This window comes from Pseudanabaena sp. UWO311 (genome assembly GCF_006937785.1).
GTDB lineage: Bacteria > Cyanobacteriota > Cyanobacteriia > Pseudanabaenales > Pseudanabaenaceae > Pseudanabaena.
In genome coordinates, this window is record NZ_SJEE01000004.1 from 217,698 (window position 1) to 239,629 (window position 21,932).

The 21,932-nt window shown below is 42.4% G+C and carries 20 protein-coding genes; 9 read left to right on the forward strand and 11 right to left on the reverse strand.

Annotated features, from left to right (window positions below; translation table 11 throughout):
- Positions 1-20: 20 nt before the first annotated feature.
- The 3 genes from PseudUWO311_RS05650 to PseudUWO311_RS05660 are packed head-to-tail and all read left to right on the forward strand — an operon-like array spanning position 21 to position 2,934.
- Positions 21-527 (forward strand): hypothetical protein, encoded by a 507-nt coding sequence (locus tag PseudUWO311_RS05650; RefSeq protein WP_142654224.1) that lies wholly within the window; start codon positions 21-23, stop codon positions 525-527.
- On the forward strand, positions 496-2,670 hold the full coding sequence (locus PseudUWO311_RS05655; RefSeq protein WP_142654225.1) for a Piwi domain-containing protein: 2,175 nt from the start codon (positions 496-498) through the stop codon (positions 2,668-2,670). Before PseudUWO311_RS05650 ends, PseudUWO311_RS05655 begins: the two co-directional genes overlap by 32 nt.
- A gap of 60 nt (positions 2,671-2,730) precedes the next feature.
- Positions 2,731-2,934 carry a hypothetical protein gene (locus tag PseudUWO311_RS05660; RefSeq protein ID WP_411729457.1) on the forward strand — a complete coding sequence of 68 codons (204 nt, stop codon included), beginning with the start codon at positions 2,731-2,733 and terminating at the stop codon, positions 2,932-2,934.
- 624 nt (positions 2,935-3,558) lie between these two features.
- On the opposite strand, the gene PseudUWO311_RS05665 is transcribed toward PseudUWO311_RS05660, so the two are convergent.
- The 4 genes from PseudUWO311_RS05665 to PseudUWO311_RS05680 form a co-directional block, all read right to left on the reverse strand.
- Entirely contained in the window at positions 3,559-4,179 is a 621-nt protein-coding gene (locus tag PseudUWO311_RS05665; protein WP_142654227.1) for a carbonic anhydrase, read from the reverse strand.
- Positions 4,180-4,378: 199 nt separating this feature from the next.
- Positions 4,379-6,031, reverse strand: coding sequence for a bifunctional metallophosphatase/5'-nucleotidase (locus tag PseudUWO311_RS05670; protein WP_223807453.1), 1,653 nt, complete (start codon positions 6,029-6,031; stop codon positions 4,379-4,381).
- A 134-nt stretch (positions 6,032-6,165) separates the two neighbouring features.
- Complete coding sequence (locus PseudUWO311_RS05675; RefSeq protein ID WP_142654229.1) at positions 6,166-7,398, reverse strand: LL-diaminopimelate aminotransferase; 1,233 nt, start codon at positions 7,396-7,398, stop codon at positions 6,166-6,168.
- A gap of 133 nt (positions 7,399-7,531) precedes the next feature.
- Complete coding sequence (locus PseudUWO311_RS05680) at positions 7,532-8,680, reverse strand: glycosyltransferase family 4 protein (RefSeq protein ID WP_142654230.1); 1,149 nt, start codon at positions 8,678-8,680, stop codon at positions 7,532-7,534.
- A gap of 89 nt (positions 8,681-8,769) precedes the next feature.
- Here PseudUWO311_RS05680 and PseudUWO311_RS05685 point away from each other — a divergent pair, with 89 nt between their 5' ends.
- Positions 8,770-9,207: a hypothetical protein gene (locus PseudUWO311_RS05685; RefSeq protein ID WP_142654231.1), complete on the forward strand. Its 438-nt coding sequence runs from the start codon at positions 8,770-8,772 to the stop codon at positions 9,205-9,207.
- A gap of 277 nt (positions 9,208-9,484) precedes the next feature.
- A complete protein-coding gene (topA, locus tag PseudUWO311_RS05690) occupies positions 9,485-12,196 on the forward strand; it encodes a type I DNA topoisomerase (protein ID WP_142654232.1) in 2,712 nt (903 codons plus the stop codon).
- Positions 12,197-12,250: 54 nt separating this feature from the next.
- Here the strand turns inward: topA and PseudUWO311_RS05695 are convergent, their stop codons facing one another.
- The 7 genes from PseudUWO311_RS05695 to PseudUWO311_RS05720 form a co-directional block, all read right to left on the reverse strand.
- Positions 12,251-13,024, reverse strand: coding sequence for a hypothetical protein (locus PseudUWO311_RS05695; RefSeq protein WP_142654233.1), 774 nt, complete (start codon positions 13,022-13,024; stop codon positions 12,251-12,253).
- Between the two features lie 218 nt (positions 13,025-13,242).
- Positions 13,243-13,404 (reverse strand): hypothetical protein, encoded by a 162-nt coding sequence (locus PseudUWO311_RS23925; RefSeq protein ID WP_190303404.1) that lies wholly within the window; start codon positions 13,402-13,404, stop codon positions 13,243-13,245.
- A gap of 33 nt (positions 13,405-13,437) precedes the next feature.
- Complete coding sequence (locus PseudUWO311_RS05700) at positions 13,438-14,490, reverse strand: isochorismatase (protein WP_142654234.1); 1,053 nt, start codon at positions 14,488-14,490, stop codon at positions 13,438-13,440.
- Between the two features lie 24 nt (positions 14,491-14,514).
- Entirely contained in the window at positions 14,515-15,111 is a 597-nt protein-coding gene (locus PseudUWO311_RS05705) for a hypothetical protein (protein ID WP_142654235.1), read from the reverse strand.
- 127 nt (positions 15,112-15,238) lie between these two features.
- Positions 15,239-17,092, reverse strand: coding sequence for a hypothetical protein (locus PseudUWO311_RS05710; protein ID WP_142654236.1), 1,854 nt, complete (start codon positions 17,090-17,092; stop codon positions 15,239-15,241).
- A 44-nt stretch (positions 17,093-17,136) separates the two neighbouring features.
- Positions 17,137-17,910 carry an ADP-ribosylglycohydrolase family protein gene (locus PseudUWO311_RS05715; protein WP_142654237.1) on the reverse strand — a complete coding sequence of 258 codons (774 nt, stop codon included), beginning with the start codon at positions 17,908-17,910 and terminating at the stop codon, positions 17,137-17,139.
- 4 nt (positions 17,911-17,914) lie between these two features.
- A complete protein-coding gene (locus tag PseudUWO311_RS05720) occupies positions 17,915-18,769 on the reverse strand; it encodes a protein phosphatase 2C domain-containing protein (protein WP_142654238.1) in 855 nt (284 codons plus the stop codon).
- Positions 18,770-18,932: 163 nt separating this feature from the next.
- Here PseudUWO311_RS05720 and PseudUWO311_RS05725 point away from each other — a divergent pair, with 163 nt between their 5' ends.
- The 4 genes from PseudUWO311_RS05725 (at position 18,933) to PseudUWO311_RS05740 (ending at position 21,854) form a co-directional block, all read left to right on the forward strand.
- The gene (locus PseudUWO311_RS05725; RefSeq protein WP_142654239.1) at positions 18,933-19,622 is read left to right on the forward strand and encodes an NUDIX hydrolase; all 690 of its coding nucleotides are present in this window, start codon (positions 18,933-18,935) and stop codon (positions 19,620-19,622) included.
- A 329-nt stretch (positions 19,623-19,951) separates the two neighbouring features.
- Positions 19,952-20,665, forward strand: a complete 714-nt coding sequence (locus PseudUWO311_RS05730) for a ribonuclease H-like domain-containing protein (RefSeq protein WP_142654240.1) — start codon at positions 19,952-19,954, stop codon at positions 20,663-20,665.
- Between the two features lie 117 nt (positions 20,666-20,782).
- A complete protein-coding gene (locus PseudUWO311_RS05735; RefSeq protein ID WP_142654241.1) occupies positions 20,783-21,067 on the forward strand; it encodes a BolA family protein in 285 nt (94 codons plus the stop codon).
- A gap of 145 nt (positions 21,068-21,212) precedes the next feature.
- Positions 21,213-21,854 (forward strand): lysophospholipid acyltransferase family protein, encoded by a 642-nt coding sequence (locus PseudUWO311_RS05740; RefSeq protein ID WP_142654280.1) that lies wholly within the window; start codon positions 21,213-21,215, stop codon positions 21,852-21,854.
- The last annotated feature ends 78 nt before the right edge of the window (positions 21,855-21,932 follow it).

Consider the following 21,932-nt stretch of genomic DNA (forward strand, 5'->3'; position numbering starts at 1 on the left):
AAAAATCTTGGGAGTGATTTGTGCAAATTCTTTATATTGAGTTGCATCCTAGCAGTGAGACTAAGGTTGAGTTGCGGTATCAAAAGCTGAATGGTCAGGGCTATGAAAAGCAGATCTTGCGGATTAGTGATATTGAGGATGCGATCGCTTTAGCCGAAAGGGATATTTATGTGTCTATGCCCGATCCTGTGGCGATCGGTCAGAAATTATTTGGCTGGTTGGATGGGGATGGGCGGTGGTTGAGTCGGGCTTTGGCGGATTGTCAGGGGGAGTTGTTGGTATTGGCGATCGCTAATCTTGCCAAGTTACCGCATTTGCCTTGGGAGGTGCTGCACGATCGCGAGGGATTTTTGATTGATCGCACTTTTCCTAAAGTTGTAACCGTGCGCTGGACTAAGGGAGAAGTGGTGGCAAATGAGCCAGCCGATCGCCCTTTGCGGGTGATGTTTATGGCGACCGATCCTAAAGGGGTGGAGCCGAGAACCACATTTTTTATTGAGGAAAAATCAAATCCAATTTATACTTAATAATCATTCTGCCGAATTTAATCCAATACAATCAATTGTTTTTTCAATGACAACAATATTTACCGAAGTTTTTCCTATTAATCTTTCAGCATTACCAACACTATATACTTACAAGTTGATAACAGGTAATAAAGACATTTCTACTATTGGCGGGAAATTATCGTATCGATTGAAAGTTGAGTTTGGTGGGCATTGGATCTGGAGTGAAAAAAGGATTGTTGGAGATCAATTAATATCTGACCATAAGATCACAAAAATTGTAGAAAATCTTTGGCAAGAGCAGGCTGATGTTTTTAGAAACTTACAGGGAATAAAACAAGAGTTAAATTTTGAAATTACACCTCAAGTTCAAGCAGATTTTGTCGCCTCTGGATTATTTCGTGACATTGATAGAGAAATAAAATTGATGCTAGCTGACAAAGCTCACCATATTAGTAAAGTAAAGATAGAGAGAACGTATGGAGTAAAAGCATGGGTCATCAATGAGAAGCCATCTATATCCATTTCGGTTCAATCAGATTTAATCTATAAACAGGATTTCAAAACTTATGTATCACAAGTTTCAGACCCTGAAGAGTTAGTTGGGCTAATGGTTGCAGATAAAGCATCTACTTTAAAAGGTGAAATTTTAGAAATAACAGGGAGACTCAGCGATCATAGATCAAGGCTTTTAAGTTTAACGAAAAAAACTGATTCAAAGGCATTAATTGAAAATGCTCCAGATGACGAACTGGTCGTATCTGTTGGTAAGGCTCAGTACCACTATCTTGCAAGCGCATTAAACATTGTTCTTAGGTTAGCAGATTGTCAACGTTTTGGTGTAGACGCTCAGAAAGCACTAAGTATCTTACAGATACCACCTAGACAGCGCTCTGGGATAATAAGCGAGATCTCTAAAATTGCAAAGGAACATGGTTTTCTTGATAGTGCATATTCGTCTAGTAAAAACCCAGAATTATTTTTAAATGCTCAAAGTCTAAATTTTAGCTCCAATCTTTGTTTTGGTAATTCCCGAATCGGTAAACACGAAGAGATGTTGAGCAGCTTAAAATTATACGGGGTCTATAAGAAAGCAAACAAGTTTTCTGAGAATCAATCAATTCGTATTGGTATTATTAAAGGCGCTAACACGGAAAGTTTAGAAAGGTTCTATCCTGCTTTGCAAGAGGAACTAAAGAAATTAAAATTTAATTCTGAATATATAGGATTAAAGAATATACAGGAAGATTCGAGGGCTAAAATAGAAGAAGCTATTAATCTTTTGATGCAAAAAGAAAAACAGCCCGATATTATATTGGCTTTTTTTAATGACAACTCTGAGGAAGAAGGCAGTGCATACGATAAATTTAAATCTATAACTATTGGTCGAGGTATACCAAGTCAGTATATTGAAAAATCAACAACTACAAATACTTTTGCACTAGGTAATATAGCTTTGGGAATCTTAGGGAAAACGGGCAATACTCCTTTTTCTTTGGCTGAACCATTACCTTATGCTGATTTGGTAATTGGTCTTGATGTTGCTCGTCAAAAGAAGAAAAATCTGGCAGGAAGCGTTAATGCAACTGCTATAGCCCGTATCTACTTTAGCAATGGAGATCTACTAAGGTATCGGATTCACGATGCTCCACTAGAAGGAGAAACGATTCCAGAGAATGTATTACAAAGTCTGTTTCCTATTAGTGAATTCCAAGGAAAACGAGTAGTTATCCATAGAGATGGATTATTTCGTGGGAGTGAGAAGCAGGTGTTAAAATCATGGGCTAAACAAATTGGTGCAGAATTTTATCTGGTTGAAGTTATTAAAGATGCTGTACCAAGAATTTATTCCTTCAGTAATGGACAAGTAGAACGACCAGCTAAAGGTGATGTTTTTAAGTTAAGTGACACTCATGCTTTTTTGGTGTCATCATTACCTCCATTCAAAAATTCTACCCCTCAACCTTTGCAAATTCGCACTGAATCACCTTTTACAATTGAGCAAGCTGTTCACTCAGTTTTATCACTGACACTTTTGCATTATGGTTCACTGAGGGGAACGAGATCTCCAGTCAGTATTCACTTTAGTGACAAAATTGGCTATTTAGCTTTGAAAGGAATTAAGCCCAAAGACTTAGAGGGAACTATACCTTATTGGTTATAGGAGATTATCAATGTCCAACAGGGACAGGTAGAAAATGAGATCGCCCTCTATCAGCAGTCCTTGGAAATCAAAGAGCGCATCGGTGACGTGCAGGGCAAAGCCGCCACACTCGCAAATATGGGAGTTTTATCAGCAAACAATGGTGATTTTCAAACGGCGATTTCCTATCTCCAAGAATCCCTTACCATCCTGCAACACCTCAAATCCCCCAACGCAGCCACAGTTCAGAGTTGGTTAGAACAAGTCCAACAACTAGCGGGGTAAGGAAAAAGGGGGAAATTTGGTAGGGGCAAAGCATTCCCGCAGAAATTTATAAAATTTGCAATTCCCTCCATTTGGGAATGCTCTGCCCTAAACCTCTGACACCCGCCCCAAATCTCCAAACCGCAGGGACAATTTATCGGTAAAAGCACAGAGGGCGAAGCATTTGCTGATCGATATTTCTGTGATGGATTTAAAAATTGTCGCGCAAATGTAACGCCCCTACGGATCTGTTGCGATAAATCAATGGGATTTATAAAATTTGCAATTCCCTCAATATGGGAATGATCGGCTCCTAAACCTCTGACATCCGCCCAAATCCCCAAACCGCAGGGTTAAGCGATCTGTAAAAGCACAGAGGGCGCAGCATTTGCGAATTGAGATTTCTGTGATGGGTTTAAAAATTGTTGCGCAAATGCTACGCCCCTACTCCTATATGTTATTTAATTTGCGATCCTAAATCATTGGGGACGCGAATAATTTAAAGGAACAAATAAAAGAGCTTAAGATCCCCGACTTTCTTGCGTAGAAAAAGTCAGGGATCTGAGCGTTTAAAGACAACACAAAAAGAAACATCGCAACTAAAAGAGCTTGTCCCAACCCCAAAATTTTTCCTTTTTCCTTGTCTCATCGTTCCAGAAACTCGACCTTCCCCGTCGCCAACCGATAATAAGCAGGAACAACCTTCAAATTTCCATTCTTTACTTCATGGGACAAAATGGGAACCGTAGATTCAATCTCCTTTACCATCAAATTGACATGTGCCTTCACCGTATCGCTCACCACACAATCACCATTAGCTTCCTGACCAGCCTGCACCGCAGGCTCAATATACTTAATCAACGAATTGAGCTTTCCCTCAGAAAATGCATGACCGATCGCAGCCATCACTGCACCGCATCGCTCATGTCCAAGGACGACAACCAGCCTCGTTCCCAAATGCTCAACCGCAAACTCAATACTAGCAATTACCGCATCGTCAGCCACATTTCCCGCAACCCTAAGCACAAACAAATCCCCAACCCCTTGATCGAAAATCAGTTCAGGCACAACCCGCGAATCGGCACAACCTAAGACGATCGCAAAAGGGTGCTGGGCAATTGACAGATCAACTCGGCGTTGCGAACCCTCATGGGGATGCTCTACATGATCTAGCGCATAGCGATCGTTGCCTTCTTTAAGTTCTCGTAGGGCAGCTTCAGCATCTAGATTCTCGACTGTGTAGTAGGTTTGATTTGCCGTGAGCATGGGTGATCATGAAATTGGTATGCTCAAAGTTAGCTAGCTTTCCATTCTGAAACAGTAGTGAATTTAACATAAGTTCGATAGAAGCTAGTGAATGTATTGTTCTCATAACTAAATTGAGCGATCGCAATTTAACAACAAGCCAAACCCAATGATAGTAAAAGCTACGCTTCGCGTAGCTTTTACTATCATTGGATTGCAGTTACTGACGGACAATGCGATTCTCAGTTTTTACCTGCAAAGGCGACCTAGTACTGATATATTCTGCGATCGTATCTGATAGTAAATAACCAGTTTCTAAAAGATTTTTACCTTCTGCAAAGCTGCGATAACCATCACCACCAGAAGCAAGAAAATTAGTTGTCGCCACCCGATAAACTGCCTCTGGATTCAATAATTGGAAGTTGCCAGAGTCAGAAACAATCTCAACCCTAATAACGCGCTTCCCTACTGGCAATTTTGCATCCCAGACAAAATGTATTCCTGCCACTTGTGGAAATCGACCTTCCCCTTGTTCTGCCATACTTACACCATGCTCTAGAGACGCTAGTAACTGCTTACCAGTCAACTCCACCCTTGTAATCGTATTACCAAAAGGAAGCGCTTCTAGTACATTTCCCATCATGATATCGCCTAAAGGGAATCCATTACGAATACCACCAGAATTAATCAAAGCCACTTGCACGCGATCGCCCTTAGTTTTTGTCAACATCGCATCAGCAATTAGATTGCCTAGACTGGTTTCGCTAGTTCGCAGTTTGACGCGATCGCCATCTAGCGCTACCAAAGATTTACCAATAATCTTTTGACGCAATGCTTCAATTGGTGCGGCGTAGGCTTTGAGCTTATCGGCAAATTCTGGATTGGGCTTAATGCTAGCATCAAGGACATGGGGTTTTCCTGCCCAAGCAATCAACTTACCTGTGCGATCAAAACTCACTGATAAATCTCCTAAATATTTACCCCATTCCCAATCTGTTACAACTAGCACAGGTTCCTTGGTTCCATTCTTCTCAACCAATGGATATGGATGATTAGCTTTGGGAATATTGCCAACAGATGTATGGCTATGACCACCGATAATGATATCGATATCGGAGACTTTTTGCGCTAGTAATACATCATTGTCAAAGCCAATGTGGGTAAGAGCTACAATTTTATTAATTCCCTGTTGCTTAAGTGCAAGCACTGATTTGCGAGCTGCCGCGATCGGGTCAGTAAATTTCACGCCATCGCCAACACTGGCTAATATTGCAGTGTCTGGAGTTGTCAAACCAAACATCCCAATCTTTTCGCCTTGCATATCCAGAACATGCCAAGGACTAACTTTGCCATAGAGAGGCGATTCGGGCGCGATGTCGATATTTGCGGAAATAATTGGGAATTTTGCTTTAGAGATGAAGTCGGCAAGTACCTGCTGTCCGCGATCAAATTCATGATTGCCGATGGTTCCAGCATCGTAGGCAAGGGCATTATAAAAATCCAGATCCGCCTGTCCCAGATATTGATTGAAATAGAGAGTGCCTTGAAAAATATCCCCTGCATCTAATAGCAGTAAAGGCTCTTGATTGTTTTTACTTTCGGTACGAATTTGGTCAATGAGAGTACGACGACGGGCTATTCCCCCCAGCAAGCGATCGCCATATTTAACAGGTTCCAAATGCGCGTGATGATCGTTGGTATGCAAAATCCTGAGTGAGAAGCGACTTTCCTGTGCAACGACATTTAAGAGTGCTGGTGAAACCGCAATGAGAAAGGTAATCACGAAAGCTACGAATATCTGAAAAGACCGCTTAGTCTGGAGTTTCAGTTTTAAGTAATTGGCGATCGCTTTTAAACTATTCTTCGCTTTCACAGTCATCACCCTCAAATTCACAGGTTTTTCTAGGCTATTTTAACGCTTAGTTTTAGTAATAGTTCACTTGCTCAATTGATTGTCACATTTGCGATCAACAAACAAAAAAGCGGCACTTCGTGCCGCTTTTTTGTTTATTTGAATTTGTCGAGAATACGGCGCATTGCTTCATTCACGTTATCGCGACTGTTGAAAGCTGAAATACGGAAGTAACCTTCACCTGCTGCACCAAATCCAGAACCGGGGGTTCCTACTACATTGCAGCTTTGCAAGAGTTTATCAAAGAAGTCCCAACTGGTCAGCCCTGCGGGAGTCTGCACCCATACATAGGGAGCATTCTCGCCACCATAGACAGCTAAACCTGCTTCGGTCAACTTCTCGCGGATAATTTTGGCATTTTCCATGTAGAAGTCAATCAAAGCTCTAGTTTGTGATTTTCCTTCTTCAGAATAGACTGCCTCAGCACCACGTTGGACGATGTAGGAAACACCATTAAACTTAGTGGATTGACGACGATTCCAGAGCTTCCAGAGTTCTACGTTAGAACCATCTTTCGCCTTGCCCATCAAGTTCTTAGGAACTACAGTTAAGGCGCAACGAGTACCTGTAAATCCTGCATTCTTCGAGAAAGAACGGAACTCGATCGCACATTCCTTAGCGCCTTCAATTTCGTAGATCGAGTGTGGAAGATTAGGATCGGTGATAAATGCTTCATAGGCGGCATCAAAAAAGATGATCGAACCATTAGCGCGCGCATAATCGACCCATGCTTGCAAATGTTCCTTAGTAGCAGTTGCACCTGTAGGGTTGTTAGGGAAGCAGAGATAAATCAGATCGACTTTTTCAGTAGGAATCTCGGCGGTGAAATTATTTTCGGCAGTTACTGGCAGATAAACTAAGCCTTCGTATTCGCCTTTCTCGTTGATATCGCCTGTGTGCCCTGCCATGACGTTAGTATCCACATACACGGGATAGACAGGATCGGTGACGGCAATGATGTTGTCATCGCCAAAAATATCGAGAATGTTGCCGCAGTCGCACTTAGAGCCATCGGAGATAAAAATCTCGGAAGCGTCAATATCACAGCCTCTTGCCTGAAAATCATTTGCCGCAATTTTTTCACGCAACCATGCGTAGCCTTGTTCGGGGCCATAACCCTTAAATGAACTGCGATCGCCCATATCTTCTACAGCCTTGATCATTGCCTCGCGACATGCTTCTGGCAATGGTTCAGTGACATCGCCAATCCCAAGACGGATCACTTTTGCGTCAGGGTTTGTCTCGATAAAGGCATTTACCCGTCTTGCAATTTCGGGAAACAGGTAGCCAGCCTTAAGTTTGAGATAGTTGTCGTTAACGGTAGCCATGATGGATGAGTTAATCTTTTTTGATTTTTGTATAGTTTTATATTATGCCTTTATGAAGTTACTAAAGCAGCGTTCGATTAAACCTGCCACAAAACCCATTGCAGAGCTAAGCCCTGCAATGGGTTTTGTATTCTTATTTGTGGCGAGATTGATCACACCAAGCTTTTTCTACAAACTCCAAAAACTCTGCCTGAAATCTCTCCGTTGAGAAACGCATCGCATTTTCGTGACAAGTCATAGGTAAGATGCGATCGCTATTCTCTTCAAACTCAAGCACAGCTTCACGAATACCCGCCACCGTCTGTTCTGCAAAAAATACACCCGTAGGGCGATCGCAGTCTAAGCCACGCACTGATTCACTCACACCACCCCGACCATAGGCAATTACTGGCGTGCCACAGGCTTGAGCTTCTACAGGCGTAATCCCAAAATCTTCCTCAGATGCAAATACAAAGGCTTTAGCATTTTGCATATATCCGCGTAATAAATCTGGTTCTAAATGCCCAAGAAACTTGATATTACTGCTTGATTTGGCGCGAATTCTTGCCATCTGCTCGCCATCACCAATCACAATTAATTGGCGATCGCACATTTGCGAAAAGGCTTCTACAATTAGATCAATCCGTTTATAGGGAACTAGCCGTGAAGCAGTAAGATAGAAGTCCTGCTTTTGTTCGCAAAGTGTATAATTTTGTAGATCTACAGGTGGATAAATTACTTCTGCCGATCGCCGATAGACTTTTTGAATCCGACGAGCGATAAACTTGGAATTAGCGATAAACAGATCTACACCATTTGCTGTGCGTGTATCCCAAATTCTGATTTGATGCAAAATCCATCTGGCAATCCAGCTTTTAATTCCTCGTTCTAAATTTGACTCTTTTAAATATTGATGTTGCAAATCCCAAGCATAGCGAATTGGTGAATGCACATAGGAAATATGTAATTGATGCGGTGCTGTTAGAACTCCTTTGGCGACAGCATGGGAACTAGAAATAATGAGATCATAGGCTGACAAATCTAGCTGCTCGATCGCTAAGGGCATGAGAGGCAAATATTTGCGAAACTTTGTTTTGGCGAAGGGGAGCTTTTGAATAAAAGTAGTTGTAACTTTTTTGTTTTGAATAAATCCCCGTTGAAAATCATTGAAAAAATCCACGACCGCAAACAGATCGGCATGGGGAAATAAATTTAAAATTTGCTCGACCACGCGCTCCGATCCTGCATAGGTCACAAACCATTCATGGACGATCGCAATCTTGAGATTTTCGAGTTTTGACATAATTAATTTCTTATATAAGGTGAGAATTTCCCACCCTAATTAGTGTCAATAATTATGGTTAAAATAGCAACGTTGAACTCACCTGACTTATGAAGTTTCACCGAACTACTTCTATATTAGCCTCCGTGGGGCTAGCGATCGCTAGTATCACAGGTTTTTCTGCTGTTACACTTTCTTCGCAATTGACTGAGACTGCGATCGCCCAAGAAGCAGCTCCCACTGTGACAACAACATCTAGTGCCAACGAGATCGCCTTAGCCAAGCATTTGCGCAAAATCGGAGCAAAGCTATATACCGCCTATTGGTGTCCTCATTGCCATAGCCAAAAACAACGTTTTGGTAAAGAGGCTGTAAAACACTTAGAAGTGATTGAATGCGATCAGCGCGGTGTCAATCCTCAAACCCAACTTTGCCGCGCCAAGAGAGTGCGCGCTTTTCCTACATGGGAGATTAACGGCAAACTCTATCCAGGAGATCGATCCTTAGAGAGTATTGCTAACTTCTCAAAATATCGGGGCAACTTGTAGCCCCCAAAGATTGAAAGGCGGCGCTTCGCGCCGCCTTTCAATCTTTGGGGTTGCATGATAGGGCTTTACATGCATTAATTGAGTCCAATGCACTAAATAGCTAAATTTGCAACTAGTAGTTTCGGGAAACTTGTTAGTGTAGTTACCGTCCTACTAAAAAATAGTAATTTTCTGCATAAACATTGTATATAGGTTAAGAAGGTATTTAATAAGCCCTTGATTTTGTGCTTATTGATCTTCCAGTTTCTTTTGATTACCGCGAACCTTGCAGGCTAATATGTCTACTCTTGTCATTGTCGAATCGCCCACGAAGGCACGCACCATTCGGAATTTTTTGCCTGCTGGATATCGAGTAGAGGCATCAATGGGGCATGTGCGCGATTTGCCACAATCAGCTAGTGATATTCCTGCCGATCTAAAGGGTACGGAGTGGGCAAAGCTCGGCGTAAATGTTGATGCTGACTTTGAGCCGCTATACATCGTGCCAGACGACAAAAAAAAGATTGTCCGTGAACTTAAGTCAGCACTAAAAGGGGTCAAAGAGCTAATCCTAGCGACTGACGAAGACCGAGAAGGTGAAAGTATTTCTTGGCACTTATTACAAATCTTGCAGCCGAAAGTGCCGATTAAGCGCATGGTTTTCCATGAGATTACCTCTGAGGCAATCAAAGCGGCGCTAAAAGATTGTCGCCAGATCGACGATCGCTTAGTCCATGCCCAAGAAACTCGCCGCATACTCGATCGCCTTGTGGGTTATACCCTTTCACCTTTGCTCTGGAAAAAAATTGCATGGGGCTTGTCAGCTGGACGAGTCCAGTCCGTAGCTGTGCGCGTAATCGTCAACCGTGAACGCGAACGCCGCGCTTTTAAATCAGGTAGTTATTGGGACTTGAAAGCAAATCTATTTGCGCCAAAACAAGAATTTCCTGTGCAACTAGTCTCAGTTGGCGGTGTCAATGTTGCCACGGGTAAAGATTTCGATGAAGCGACGGGTAAAATTGCCAAAGGACGCAAGGTCTTATTGTTGGATGAAACTGCCGCGATCGCACTGCAACAGAAACTAAATGGCAAAGTCTGGTCGGTAAGCAATCTTGATGAACGTCCCTCCACCCGCAAGCCTTCGCCACCATTTACCACATCAACATTGCAACAAGAAGCTAACCGCAAACTGCGCTTGTCGGCAAGAGACTCGATGCGTGTAGCTCAAGCTTTGTACGAGCAGGGCTTTATTACCTATATGCGTACTGACTCGGTGCATCTGTCGCAGCAGGCAATCACGGCAGCGCGTCAATGTGTGACTAGCATGTATGGCAATAACTTCTTGAGCAAAGAGCCACGCCAATATGTGACCAAATCCAAGGGCGCACAGGAAGCTCACGAAGCAATCCGTCCCGCAGGCGCAACTTTCCGCACTCCGCAAGAGACAGGACTGTCAGGTCGTGAGCTAGCCCTCTATGACCTGATTTGGAAGCGCACCGTTGCCTCACAGATGGAGGATGCACGCCTCACGATGCTTAGTGTGCAATTGACCGTTGAGGATGCTTTATTCCGCGCATCGGGTAAGCGTATTGATTTCGCAGGATTTTTCCGCGCCTATGTTGAAGGCTCCGATGATCCCGATGCAGCGCTAGAAGAAAAAGAGGTCATGTTGCCTCCGCTCAAAGTTGGGGATCATCCAGTTTGCCGTGAATTAAATACGGTCGGGCATGAAACTCAACCACCAGCAAGATTTACCGAAGCGGCTCTTGTGAAGATGCTTGAAAGTGAAGGCATTGGTCGCCCCAGTACCTACGCCAGTATTATCGGCACGATCTGCGATCGCGGCTATGTGCAGCTTGTAAATAATGCTCTCATTCCAAGCTTTACCGCTTTTGCAGTCACCAGTTTATTAGAGGAGCATTTCCCCAATCTCGTCGATCCTAGTTTCACTTCTAAAATGGAACAAACCCTCGATGACATTTCCACAGGAAGTGTGGAATGGTTGCCATACCTCAAGAAATTTTACTCAGGAGAACAGGGCTTAAGCGGACAGGTGAAGTCTCGCGATAGTCTGATCGATGGCGAATCAGCAAGAACGGTTCGTCTGGAAGGGTTGGATGATGATGTCAAGGTGAAAATCGGTAAGTTCGGCGCATATATCCAAGTTGGAGAAGGCGATCGCACCGTTAATTCCTCAATTCCTCAAAACTTAACTCCCTCCGATCTAGTTCCTGAAAAGATTGAACTACTGCTCAAACAGAAGCTCGAAGGACCTGATCAAGTTGGTATCCATCCAGAACTGAATGAGCCAATCTTCATGATGATGGGTCAATATGGGCCCTATGTGCAGCTTGGTCAAGCCACAGATGCTGTGCCTAAACCTAAACGTGCTTCATTGCCCAAGGGAATGCAGCCCGAAAATGTCACTATCGATATTGCGGTCAAGTTACTAGCTTTGCCTCGCACCTTAGGCGCTCATCCTGAAACTGGCAATCGTGTTTTTGTGAATACTGGTAGATTTGGGCCCTATGTTTGTCATACCAAAGGAAATGGCGACAAGGACGACAATCGATCGCTAAAGTCCACTGATGATCCCTACACGATCACCTTTGAACGCGGCTTAGAGTTGCTCGCCCAGCCTAAGACTCTACGTGGAGCCGCTGCCGCCAAGGTCTTGAAATCCCTCGGCAAACATCCCGATGATAGTGAAGCGATCGAGATTCTCGATGGTAAGTATGGCGCATATGTGAAGCATGGCAAGGTGAATGTGTCGCTAACTAAGGAGCAGACTGTCGAAGGGCTAACCCTAGAAGATGCTCTATCAATGTTAGCTAGCAAATCTGGCAAAAGTACTAGTAAGCGAACTAAGTCTGCTTCTAGCGAAACCAAGAAGACCACCACAAAAAAGACCACCACAAAATCCACAGCAACTAAAGCAGCAACAACCAAAACCGCCGCGAAAACAACTAAAAAGACGACAACTACCAAAAAAGCTACTGCAACGAAATAAAAACAAAGTGCGAGTCGCCCACGTAGCGGACAACTCGCACTTTGTTTTTGGGCTTTATGCGCCAAATCCTCCTAAAGAATTAAAATTAGCAGCACTTTGACTCACCCTCATAGCTGACTGTGAGAAGACTTGAAACGCTTTCCGAATTTCGCTATCACTATTTGCGGGTGTGAGAATCCATTCATCACGGATGCCCATATCCTGAAATACTTTCCGAAAATCCGTAGAGCCATCATCAATACCCATTGCCGCAATAATGTGATTTTCCATTCGCAACATGTCCTTTGCGATCGCAGCCACATCCTTTGCCCCGTGACGCATCGAGTGGCAATCATCACCGTCAGTAATAATCAGCGTCACCGTCCGCACTGGCACACCATTATCAGAGAATTCCTGAGATTTAGCCAATACGGTTCCCAATAGCACCACCGTTTGATCGTAAAGTGGTGTGCCTTGATTGGGAGTGTAATTTTTTGTATCCATCCTTATTGCCTGTGCGATCGGGCAGTAGGGATAAAGAACTGTTCCATTAAGATAGCGATTGTGAATCAGGATATTGTCCTGTTGTTGTGAAGAAGTGAGCGCATCAAGTACTGAGTTATGTCCACCGCGCACAGCCTGAGCACTTCCTGAGTACTGGATCGAACCAGAGTCATCAGGCATAACCGTGACCAGTACAACTTCGCTAGACATGACATCATCAACATGGATGCCAAGTCCCGCTTGGATTTGTGCGCCAAGGTCATAAACAGTGAGTGCTTGCAAAGATTCATTGGAAAGGGTTCCATCATCTAATGCAGACTGGAAGAGATCGTTGATGTTGGTCATTTTATTTGGTAATTAGTAATTGGTGATTGGTGATTGACTTGTAGGGGTTGAGCATTTGCGCCACAATTTCTAACTTGCCACAGAAACCTCGATCCGCAAATGCTCAACCCTCTATGCTTCCAAAGACAAATTGTCCCTGCGTTGTGAGATTTTGGGCAAAGCATTCCCAAATCTAAAGGATCTCAAAATTTATAAATTATGGTGGGAATGCTTTGCCCCTACATCGATAACAACCGTTCCAGAAAATTTTTCTTGGGTTGAATAGATTCCCAATATTCTCTTAGCAAGCGTTCAATCAATTCAGAACTGGTTGTATTCTCTTGGGCAAGAATTGTCACTAGACATTTCTCTGTGTCACTGTCAAGATTTATGCTCATCATGGCTTTTTCTCTCCAAAGCAAAGTGTAATTGTTTTACGTAAGTTCAAGATCTACCCAGTTTTCCATTGCATCAGTGGATTTAACTAGATGCATACCTGCATCAGCAAAGCGCTGAAAGGCTGCATCAGCTTGATCGCTGTAGTCCACAACATTCGGAACAACCACGGGCGAAGTGCAATCTTCGAGTAGATAGACCTTCTTGGCTAATTTTGGATCGTGAGCTAAAATCTCGCTCAGCAGATCTTGAATTGTCCATGCTACGCAATGGCTCTTGGCTTGACCAGCGATAATCACCGCATCGAATTCCAGTAACCTTTGTAGAAAGCGGGTGTTCTTCTGTGCGATCGGTCTGCCATCGGCTCCATCCATCACTTCTGGACGCAAGACTGAATAGTTCTCGGTGAGAGGATTACCGCCTTTAATCTCAAAGTTAGTCTGACTATGACGGGCAATATTATGGAAAAACATCGCCTCCTCTACAGCCGAAACTAGCGCGTGACCAATACCGCCGAGCATAGAGTGATAAGCCCAAACCGTAAGCGGAAACTTGCCTTCATCGCTAAGCTTCTGCACATAATGCAAGGCGTGGCGCTGAATTGCCATGTAGTTACCCTTGGCGAGACTATAGGCGATCGCAGGGTTTACTTTCCACTTACCCTTTTGCACATCTTCTAACGTAATCGATGTCGCATTGGGAATTGGATGTTCGCCTGCGTCATTCACCCAGAAGATGGGATGGAAGATTTGCATGGCGGTGTGAGTATCCATCGTGGGTGCAATTTCACTAATGTGGTGCAAATTGCGATAGATAAATTCACACAGCCGCACATTGTCCTCGATCGCACCAGTACCTGATCGACCACCCACAAATAACTCATGATCAGGAATACAAAAGGTATTCTGCACATCGATCGCCATCAAACAAATTTTCTTGCGATCCTTTGCGGCGGGAGCGATACCATGTTGTTTTGCCCATGCCTCGGCTTGGTTAGCCCGATCTTGGTAAGGAACGCGCCATACCGATCCGACTTTGTGGCGATCGAAGAAGGCGGGAATAGGAAGTTGAGTAACAATTTGAGTAGTCATGGTTAGAGTTCTCCAGTTTTAAAATTATTGAAAAGAGAGAGAAAGAATGCCCAGAATTTTGTCGATATTGCTGAGTTGATACTCAGTTAAATCAATCTCTACAAGGCGATCGCATAGTCTCAAAAACTTCCAATCATTGCCAGTCGTAGCGGCTCCATAGATGACAGAGATATCATTCTCATGTTGCTGATTAAAGAGTTTGGCTGCCCACATTTCGGCAATACATTGACCTAACGCTCCGTTGATATTCTCCTTTTTTGCCTCAACTACGACCACGACAGGCGCTTTAAGCATTAGTTGTGATGGCGATCGGCTCAATAGGAAGTCACAAATGCCATTTAATCCCGAATCTCGATCAATGTTTAGTTCTACGCCTGAGAATAAACTCGCTTTGCCCAAGTATTTTTTACGAACTTCTACTAGAATGGGCGCAATAATTAATTCTGATCGCGCTTTTTCGGTATTCATGGCAAGTGCTAAAGGGACAAATTCATTTAAAAGTTCTTTGAGGAATTTACTGGCTTCTCCTAAAGGGGAATCATCCAGTAAATTAGCACGTTCAGCAATCGTGAGGTCAAAAGCTATTTGCACTGATTCTAGAGTAAATTCGCTATAAGACATAGTTTTCAAGGAAAAAGTAGAAAGGAAAAAGGAAAAATTTTAAATGCCCAGATCCCCAACTTTTTGCATGATTAGTAAAATTAATTTGTGATTGCAAAGAAAAAGTCGGGGATCTTAATCTCTACACTTAGGACAATTGTAGCTGCAAAATCTTCTGTGAATGAATCACATAAATTCCTTGTGAGGCGACGATTAAGGAACAGCCGCTATCAACATAGGGTTCGGTTTCGGGAAAGGTTTTGGTAATCATAATTTGTCCGTTTTGCACCTCAACTCTAGCGATGCCTTCATCGGTGGGAACGAATAGCCAATTGGCGATCGCACTGCATCCATGAAAATGATCTAGCCATGTGATATCACCTTTTGGAGCGACAAGAGTAGCAACTAATTCGCCAGTATCTTGCAGTACGGAAACTCGATGGATGATTTTGCCTTGATCTTGGGTTGCCGTGAAGAACCAGCAAATGCGATCGCTAAAGACACAATTTGCATCAATTAGTTCTCCTCGAATTGCTGGAAGCTGCACGCGATCGCAGATGCCTGCACGCTTAGCATCAAAGGTGAAAGCTACACTGAGACTACCTGCGCGATAAAATCCAAAGCCAAAGGTTTCGCCAATCCAGAATTGAGTTTGTCCTTCGAGAATATCACCGATATATTCATTACCGAGTTTGCCATCGCGTAATAGTTGACCATTGCCGATCCAATAACGAGAGAAAGAATTTACGCGAATCAGATCGGCGGCGATCGCATTCAGGGGCTGTCCTTGAGCGAGGGTAATCGCTTTGCGTTGCTTCGTAACGATTGTGGATTTACCAAGTATTTGAAATTGAATATTTGCATCGAGTTCTCCTGATAGTAATACAGTGTTATCTTCACGTTTAAATTCACTGCGATCGTAATAAAGATAGTAGAGCGAGTTGTTTTGTAAAACCGCTTGCAAGATCACGCCTTCAGTTTGAAAAATCTGGACAACCTTGCAAGTTGCCGTTCCTAGACTCCTCTCCACCACAGCAATAGCGATTGTGGGAGTACAAATTGGGCAAGAAGTTCTTAAATGCTCAATTCCACATTGATTACACCTTGTCCAACGCATTGATTCTAGGAGTGGTTTGGGGAAGTCTCCGCGCCAATCTTTTTCAAAGCAGTTGTGGAAATGATGTAACAAATCATCTGAAAGAACTTTATAAGGAATTGCGGGTTTGGGATAGCGCACGTCAGGATGGAAAATGGTGATGCGCTGCAATGATCTAGCACTATGGGGAATCATCGCGCTTTGAGATTTAGGCTTGTACACACCGCCATAGGGATCGACATAAAGGAGGCTCTGCATCAACATCACTGTGAAGGCATACCAATCAGAATTAGGATTGTGCGTATTAATCAGAATTGGTTGATTTGCGTTGCGATCGCACAAGATCGGATCGACAAATCTTGCTGTGAAAACTTGACAGGGAAACTGTCCAAACTGGAAAGAATCTGCATCAATAAGATTGACTTGATTTTGAGAAACTAGCAAATTCAAATCATTGAAATCGCCAATCGTCACATTTGCTTGATGGACTTGGAGAACTGTGTTATGCAGATCTCGGAATAGGTTTGTGACAAATTGCTGCGAGATGCCATTGGTGCTGCGATAATTGCGATCGCTATATTTCAACAAAGTCACCGTGTTTTGCAAAAATGGCATTGTATAGCCAAGTATGTTTGTACCTTGCTTATCCGTTGCAAGAGTTTCAGGTTTTATAACTCTTGTTGGAAGATTTTGAGGGAAAACACGCAATTTTTGCTGATGTAATGCGAGTCTTGCTGTTGCAGCCTGTTGTTCTTGGGGCAGTAGCTCGTAATCAGGATGATTGGCGGGTTTAAACAGCTTGAGAACCTTGCCATTACCAATATCATAAATATCCGCTTCGCCACCTTTACCGATCGCAGATTTCGGATTAAGTTTAACCCGCTTCTGATTGAGATAGACTTCCATAATAGCTCACCTATTCGATAGCTGGATTTCTTAAGCAATCGCACCTAACATAATCCATACCTCTCTCTAAATTCTTCAACTACTTCACGCATTAGTGGTGATAAATAACTTAAAGCCTTGTCTGCAATCTCTTTTGGTACTCCTCCATAAAATGCTTCTGCAATACCGCCTGTAATACAAGTGAGGGTATCGGTATCACCACCAAGGGAAACAGCATTACGAATTGCATCTTCAAAATCCGTTGATTCTAGAAACGCAATAATTGCCTCTGGGACTGTACCTTGACATGATTCGTTAAATACATAAACAGGACGAATTTCATCTAAAGTTCGATTCAAATCATAGCCAAAATATTTGATGATTGCCGACTTGATTTGCTCTTTACTCTGACCTTTACGAGCCATATAAATAGCAACAGCCGTTGCTTGTGCACCCTTAATTCCTTCTGGATGATTATGCGTAACTTCTGCTGAAAGCTTAGCTTCAGTAACTACCGACTGCAAATCATCAAAAGCAAATCCGATCGCACTAACTCGCATCGCTGAGCCATTACCCCAGCTATTATATGCATCCATGTTTTCGGAGCGAATCCATTGAGCAAACATTCCTCCATAGCCTCTAGCAGGATGTTTGCGAGCATAGCTTTTGATCGATTCAGAGTAGTTCCCATTTCTCATTACGCAATCAGCAACTGCTACCGTTAGCACCGTATCATCAGTATAGTCACATCCATTACCAAATAGAGGAAATTCCTTCGAGCGATGATTATTAAATTCATAAATGGAACCAACGATATCGCCAACAATTGCACCTAACATGTGTTTACCTCTTTTTTCTAATTACTACTAAAGTTGTGTCATCTGATAAAGCACCCGATCGCTTAATTAGCTCTCTTTTATGCCAATCAGGTTTTGTTTCCTCTCGATTGAGAATGGCAAGCTTTCGCCGTATTGCATCAGGATTTTTGAAATAACGATCTTCTTGCCAAAATTGATTGATATCTTCAACTTTTACTAAATCATCAATTCCATCGGTTGCAATCAGAATTGATTCTAATTCTAACGTCGGTATGCGATCGCGAATTTCAAACTCAACAGCATCAGAACGATACAAGCCGTAAGCAAGATAGGGCGGCGCATTATCAGGATAAGCAGGGATTTGAGTAAGCTTGCCATTAACTGCGATCGCACCATCACCTATTGAGAAAGTAACCGTTTCGCTAGGAGTGATAACTAAGCCCACAATTGTAAATAATAGATAATTATTCACAAATTCCATAACTGATTCTTGAGCGTCATTGGCGATCGCGACAAAATCCTTCAATTTTTGCAACAAGTTTATTTTGAGAACATTCCAAAAGTCAGGCTCAGATATTGCCAAACCTTGATGGAGTAAATCCGCGATCGCGTCAGTTACCATCCGCGAACCGAGTTTTGCCCCAACTTCGCTATGTTTACCACTACCGCAGCCGTCACAAACTACAGCCGTTACAAAGTTATCCCACAGGACAATCCGCAGAGCATCCTGATTATTCTTACTAGCAAGAACATGGTTACGCCCAATAATTGATCCGCAGGCATATTCAAACTGATTTGACAAATTTTGCCCTTGATTTTGCATTTCTGAGGCAGAAACTTGCAGCGATCGCATATCAGGGACTTCAACTTGCTCTTGCATGACGATATAGTGTATAAACTACACAAACAACTATAGTGTCATTATTACACTATGTCAAGAGTGAAAATAATTACGAATTACGAATTACGAAGTATCAACTCGTAATTCGTAATTCGTAATTCGTAATTCGTAATTCGTAATTTCTAAATCTCCAATTACAAAAATGTACAACTACGAATATCCCCGCCCTGCCCTCACCGTTGACTGCATTGTATTTGGACTTGATGCTCAGCAAGAACTCAAAGTCATGCTGATTCAGCGGGATATTCCGCCATTTGAGGGGCAATGGGCGATCCCAGGGGGATTTGTACGCATGGAAGAAACCCTTGAAGAGGCGGCTTTACGAGAATTACAAGAGGAAACAGGCATTCATCATATTTTCTTAGAGCAGCTTTATACCTTTGGTTGTTTGGGGCGAGATCCCCGCGATCGCACTGTTACCGTTGCTTATTTCGCCCTTATAAATTTGGTCGAGCAAAAAATTCAAGCTTCTACAGATGCCCGTGCGGCTGAATGGTTTTCGATTTCTAACATTCCTCAACTTGCCTTTGACCACAATCAAATCTTGCAAATAGCGATCGCTAGGTTACGTAGCAAAATTCGTTATGAGCCTATCGGGTTTGAGCTACTACCCCAAAACTTTAGCCTGTCACAACTACAAAGACTTTATGAAACTGTATTAGATCGACCTCTAGACAAACGTAATTTTCGCAAAAAAATTCTCGGCATGGACTTACTCATCGATACGGGGAAAGTCGAGCACAATGTAGCTCATCGAGCTGCAAAGCTTTATCAGTTTGACGAGAATAAATACTTACAGTTAAAACAAAAGGGATTTAATTTTGAAATCTAAACCCAAAAAGGAGATGGCGGCGTGAAGCGTCGCCATCTCCTTTTTGGGTTTTACAGCAATTATCGATAAAACGAACCACAAGAAAATTTTTGAAAGTGTTGCAAAGCAACACTTTCAAAAATTTTCTTGGTTTGGGTTTGAGCGCAAAGCGCTGTATATCCTAACAAGCATTGTGACATCTATAAAGATACAGCCTATAAAGATGCGATCGCTAAATTAGTGATCTCAAACTGAGTATTACAGTTAGGATGGATAGGTACAGCAGTACCGATCAAAATAATCAATAGATTTGTTAGCTTTTTGCCTTACCCACCTCTAAGTCAAACTTTATGTATAAAAAGGAACTCAAGCTTCCAAGTCGATATATAAACAACTTCTACAATGGCTCAATCTACGATCTTGTTTTTTTAGACTTAGAATGGTGTCGCGATTTTCATAAAGATGGATTAGTACAAAAAATATTTGGTTATACGCTTACTCGTATTTTAGAAGACAGCAATGAGCAATATATAAAAATTCAATTTATTGAATCAAGCACCCAAGAAAAAAAGATAATTCAAGACATTTTATATGACTTGCAGAGCTTACAGAGCAAGTACTTTATTGGTTATGGGTTATCGACTAGTGATATGTTTTGCTTACGTCAAAGAATTGAAGCTCTAGATTTTATTCCCAAGGTAGATAGTATTAAAATCCTAGATTTACAAAGAATTATCCAACGGACAGATCTCAATCAAGGTTTAAACAACTTATTTGCTTATTTGGAAATTCCTATTTATAAAAGAATCAAGGGATATTATGTTTTTCGGAATGGAATTAAGGTACTACGCAAAGAAAGAGGATATGAAACAATTCTTAATGAAATCTATGAATATTGTTTAGAAGATGCCGAGAACTATTTTCATATAATTAGCAATTGGCAAACTCAATTTCCCCTAGTCGATCGCCATAAACACCAGATAATCAACCTAAAAATTGATCCGCGATCGGAGCAACGCATTAGGTCTAGAAGGGGGGCTGCATTACAAAGACCCTCTAGTTAAAAAATGAGAGGCGGCGCAAAAAAGCGCCGCCTCTCATTTTTGGGCTTCACAACGCTGTATTAGAGTGCTTGCAAAACGATATAGTAATCTAGGTCAAAACATTGCCATCGCAAAAACATGGATGTAACAGCAACAATCAAAACTATTTTGCAAGAAAAAATCGGTGCAACAATTGTCGAAATTGAAGATCGCAGTGATTTGCATAAGCACCACCAAGGACGCATGAATGCCCCAGTCGGTAGTGGTCATTATGATGCGATTGTTGTTGCTGCTAGTTTTGCAGGCAAAACCATGATGCAGCAGCATCGCATGGTCTATGCAGCTCTATCCGATCAGATGCAAACTACAATTCATGCTCTATCACTCAAAACTTATACGCCCGAACAATGGCAGCAAATTTAATTTGAGTATTAGAAATAGCAATAATTCTGCTGCTCAAATTGAATTTGCTTGTTAAAGAAATGTTGTAGGAACTTGTTAAATGGAACACGATAAAAGCTCTGAAATCAAAAAAACTGATGCAAATACTGGTGCAAATACTAGTGCTATTAACAGTTCAAAAGATAAAGGTGGCAATCCTTTCTTATATAAAATGTTCAAGTGGCTGGTAGTTAGACCACTGTTGTATTTGTTTTATCAAGAGCGAATTTATGGTGCTGAGAATGTGCCACTCACAGGCAATCTTATCGTCGTTAGTAATCATGCTAGTGACTTCGATCCTCTAATTGTTGGTAGTTGCATGGGTCGTCCTGTTGCATTTATGGCAAAAGAGGAATTATTTGAAATACCCGTGCTCAAACAAGCAATTCTCGCCTTCGGCGCTTATCCAGTTAAGCGTGGAGCTGGCGATCGCGCCGCAATTCGGGCTGCGATCGCTTCTATTGAAAAAGGTTGGGCGACGGGTATTTTTTTGCAAGGTACAAGGACATTGGATGGACGAGTGACAGAACCAAAGTTGGGAGCAGCCATGATTGCGGCAAAAACTCAAGCTCCATTTTTGCCAATTAGTATTTGGGGGACAGAAACAATTTTACCGAAGGGGGCAAAGTTTCCGAAGTTATTTCAGCCTGTTACTGTCAGAATCGGTGAGCTACTTCCACCACCTGAAGCAAGCGATCGCGAGACTTTAGAAGTATATACACAAAGATGTGCTGATGCGATTAACGCTCTGCACGAATTAGGAAGATAAAAAGAAAGGGTTCTAAATAGAACCCTTTCTTTTTATGAAAACCCTCACTAATAGCAAGAGAAGTTGCGGCGCAAAGCG

Coding starts and splice junctions, on each gene's coding strand:
- PseudUWO311_RS05665 (WP_142654227.1), bottom strand. CDS start 4,179: ATGCTCACGGCAAATCAAACCTACTACACAGTCGAGAATCTAGATGCT.
- PseudUWO311_RS05675 (WP_142654229.1), bottom strand. CDS start 7,398: ATGGCTACCGTTAACGACAACTATCTCAAACTTAAGGCTGGCTACCTG.
- PseudUWO311_RS05680 (WP_142654230.1), bottom strand. CDS start 8,680: ATGTCAAAACTCGAAAATCTCAAGATTGCGATCGTCCATGAATGGTTT.
- PseudUWO311_RS05685 (WP_142654231.1), top strand. CDS start 8,770: ATGAAGTTTCACCGAACTACTTCTATATTAGCCTCCGTGGGGCTAGCG.
- topA (WP_142654232.1), top strand. CDS start 9,485: ATGTCTACTCTTGTCATTGTCGAATCGCCCACGAAGGCACGCACCATT.
- PseudUWO311_RS05695 (WP_142654233.1), bottom strand. CDS start 13,024: ATGACCAACATCAACGATCTCTTCCAGTCTGCATTAGATGATGGAACC.
- PseudUWO311_RS23925 (WP_190303404.1), bottom strand. CDS start 13,404: ATGATGAGCATAAATCTTGACAGTGACACAGAGAAATGTCTAGTGACA.
- PseudUWO311_RS05700 (WP_142654234.1), bottom strand. CDS start 14,490: ATGACTACTCAAATTGTTACTCAACTTCCTATTCCCGCCTTCTTCGAT.
- PseudUWO311_RS05705 (WP_142654235.1), bottom strand. CDS start 15,111: ATGTCTTATAGCGAATTTACTCTAGAATCAGTGCAAATAGCTTTTGAC.
- PseudUWO311_RS05710 (WP_142654236.1), bottom strand. CDS start 17,092: ATGGAAGTCTATCTCAATCAGAAGCGGGTTAAACTTAATCCGAAATCT.
- PseudUWO311_RS05715 (WP_142654237.1), bottom strand. CDS start 17,910: ATGTTAGGTGCAATTGTTGGCGATATCGTTGGTTCCATTTATGAATTT.
- PseudUWO311_RS05720 (WP_142654238.1), bottom strand. CDS start 18,769: ATGCAAGAGCAAGTTGAAGTCCCTGATATGCGATCGCTGCAAGTTTCT.
- PseudUWO311_RS05725 (WP_142654239.1), top strand. CDS start 18,933: ATGTACAACTACGAATATCCCCGCCCTGCCCTCACCGTTGACTGCATT.
- PseudUWO311_RS05730 (WP_142654240.1), top strand. CDS start 19,952: ATGTATAAAAAGGAACTCAAGCTTCCAAGTCGATATATAAACAACTTC.
- PseudUWO311_RS05735 (WP_142654241.1), top strand. CDS start 20,783: ATGGATGTAACAGCAACAATCAAAACTATTTTGCAAGAAAAAATCGGT.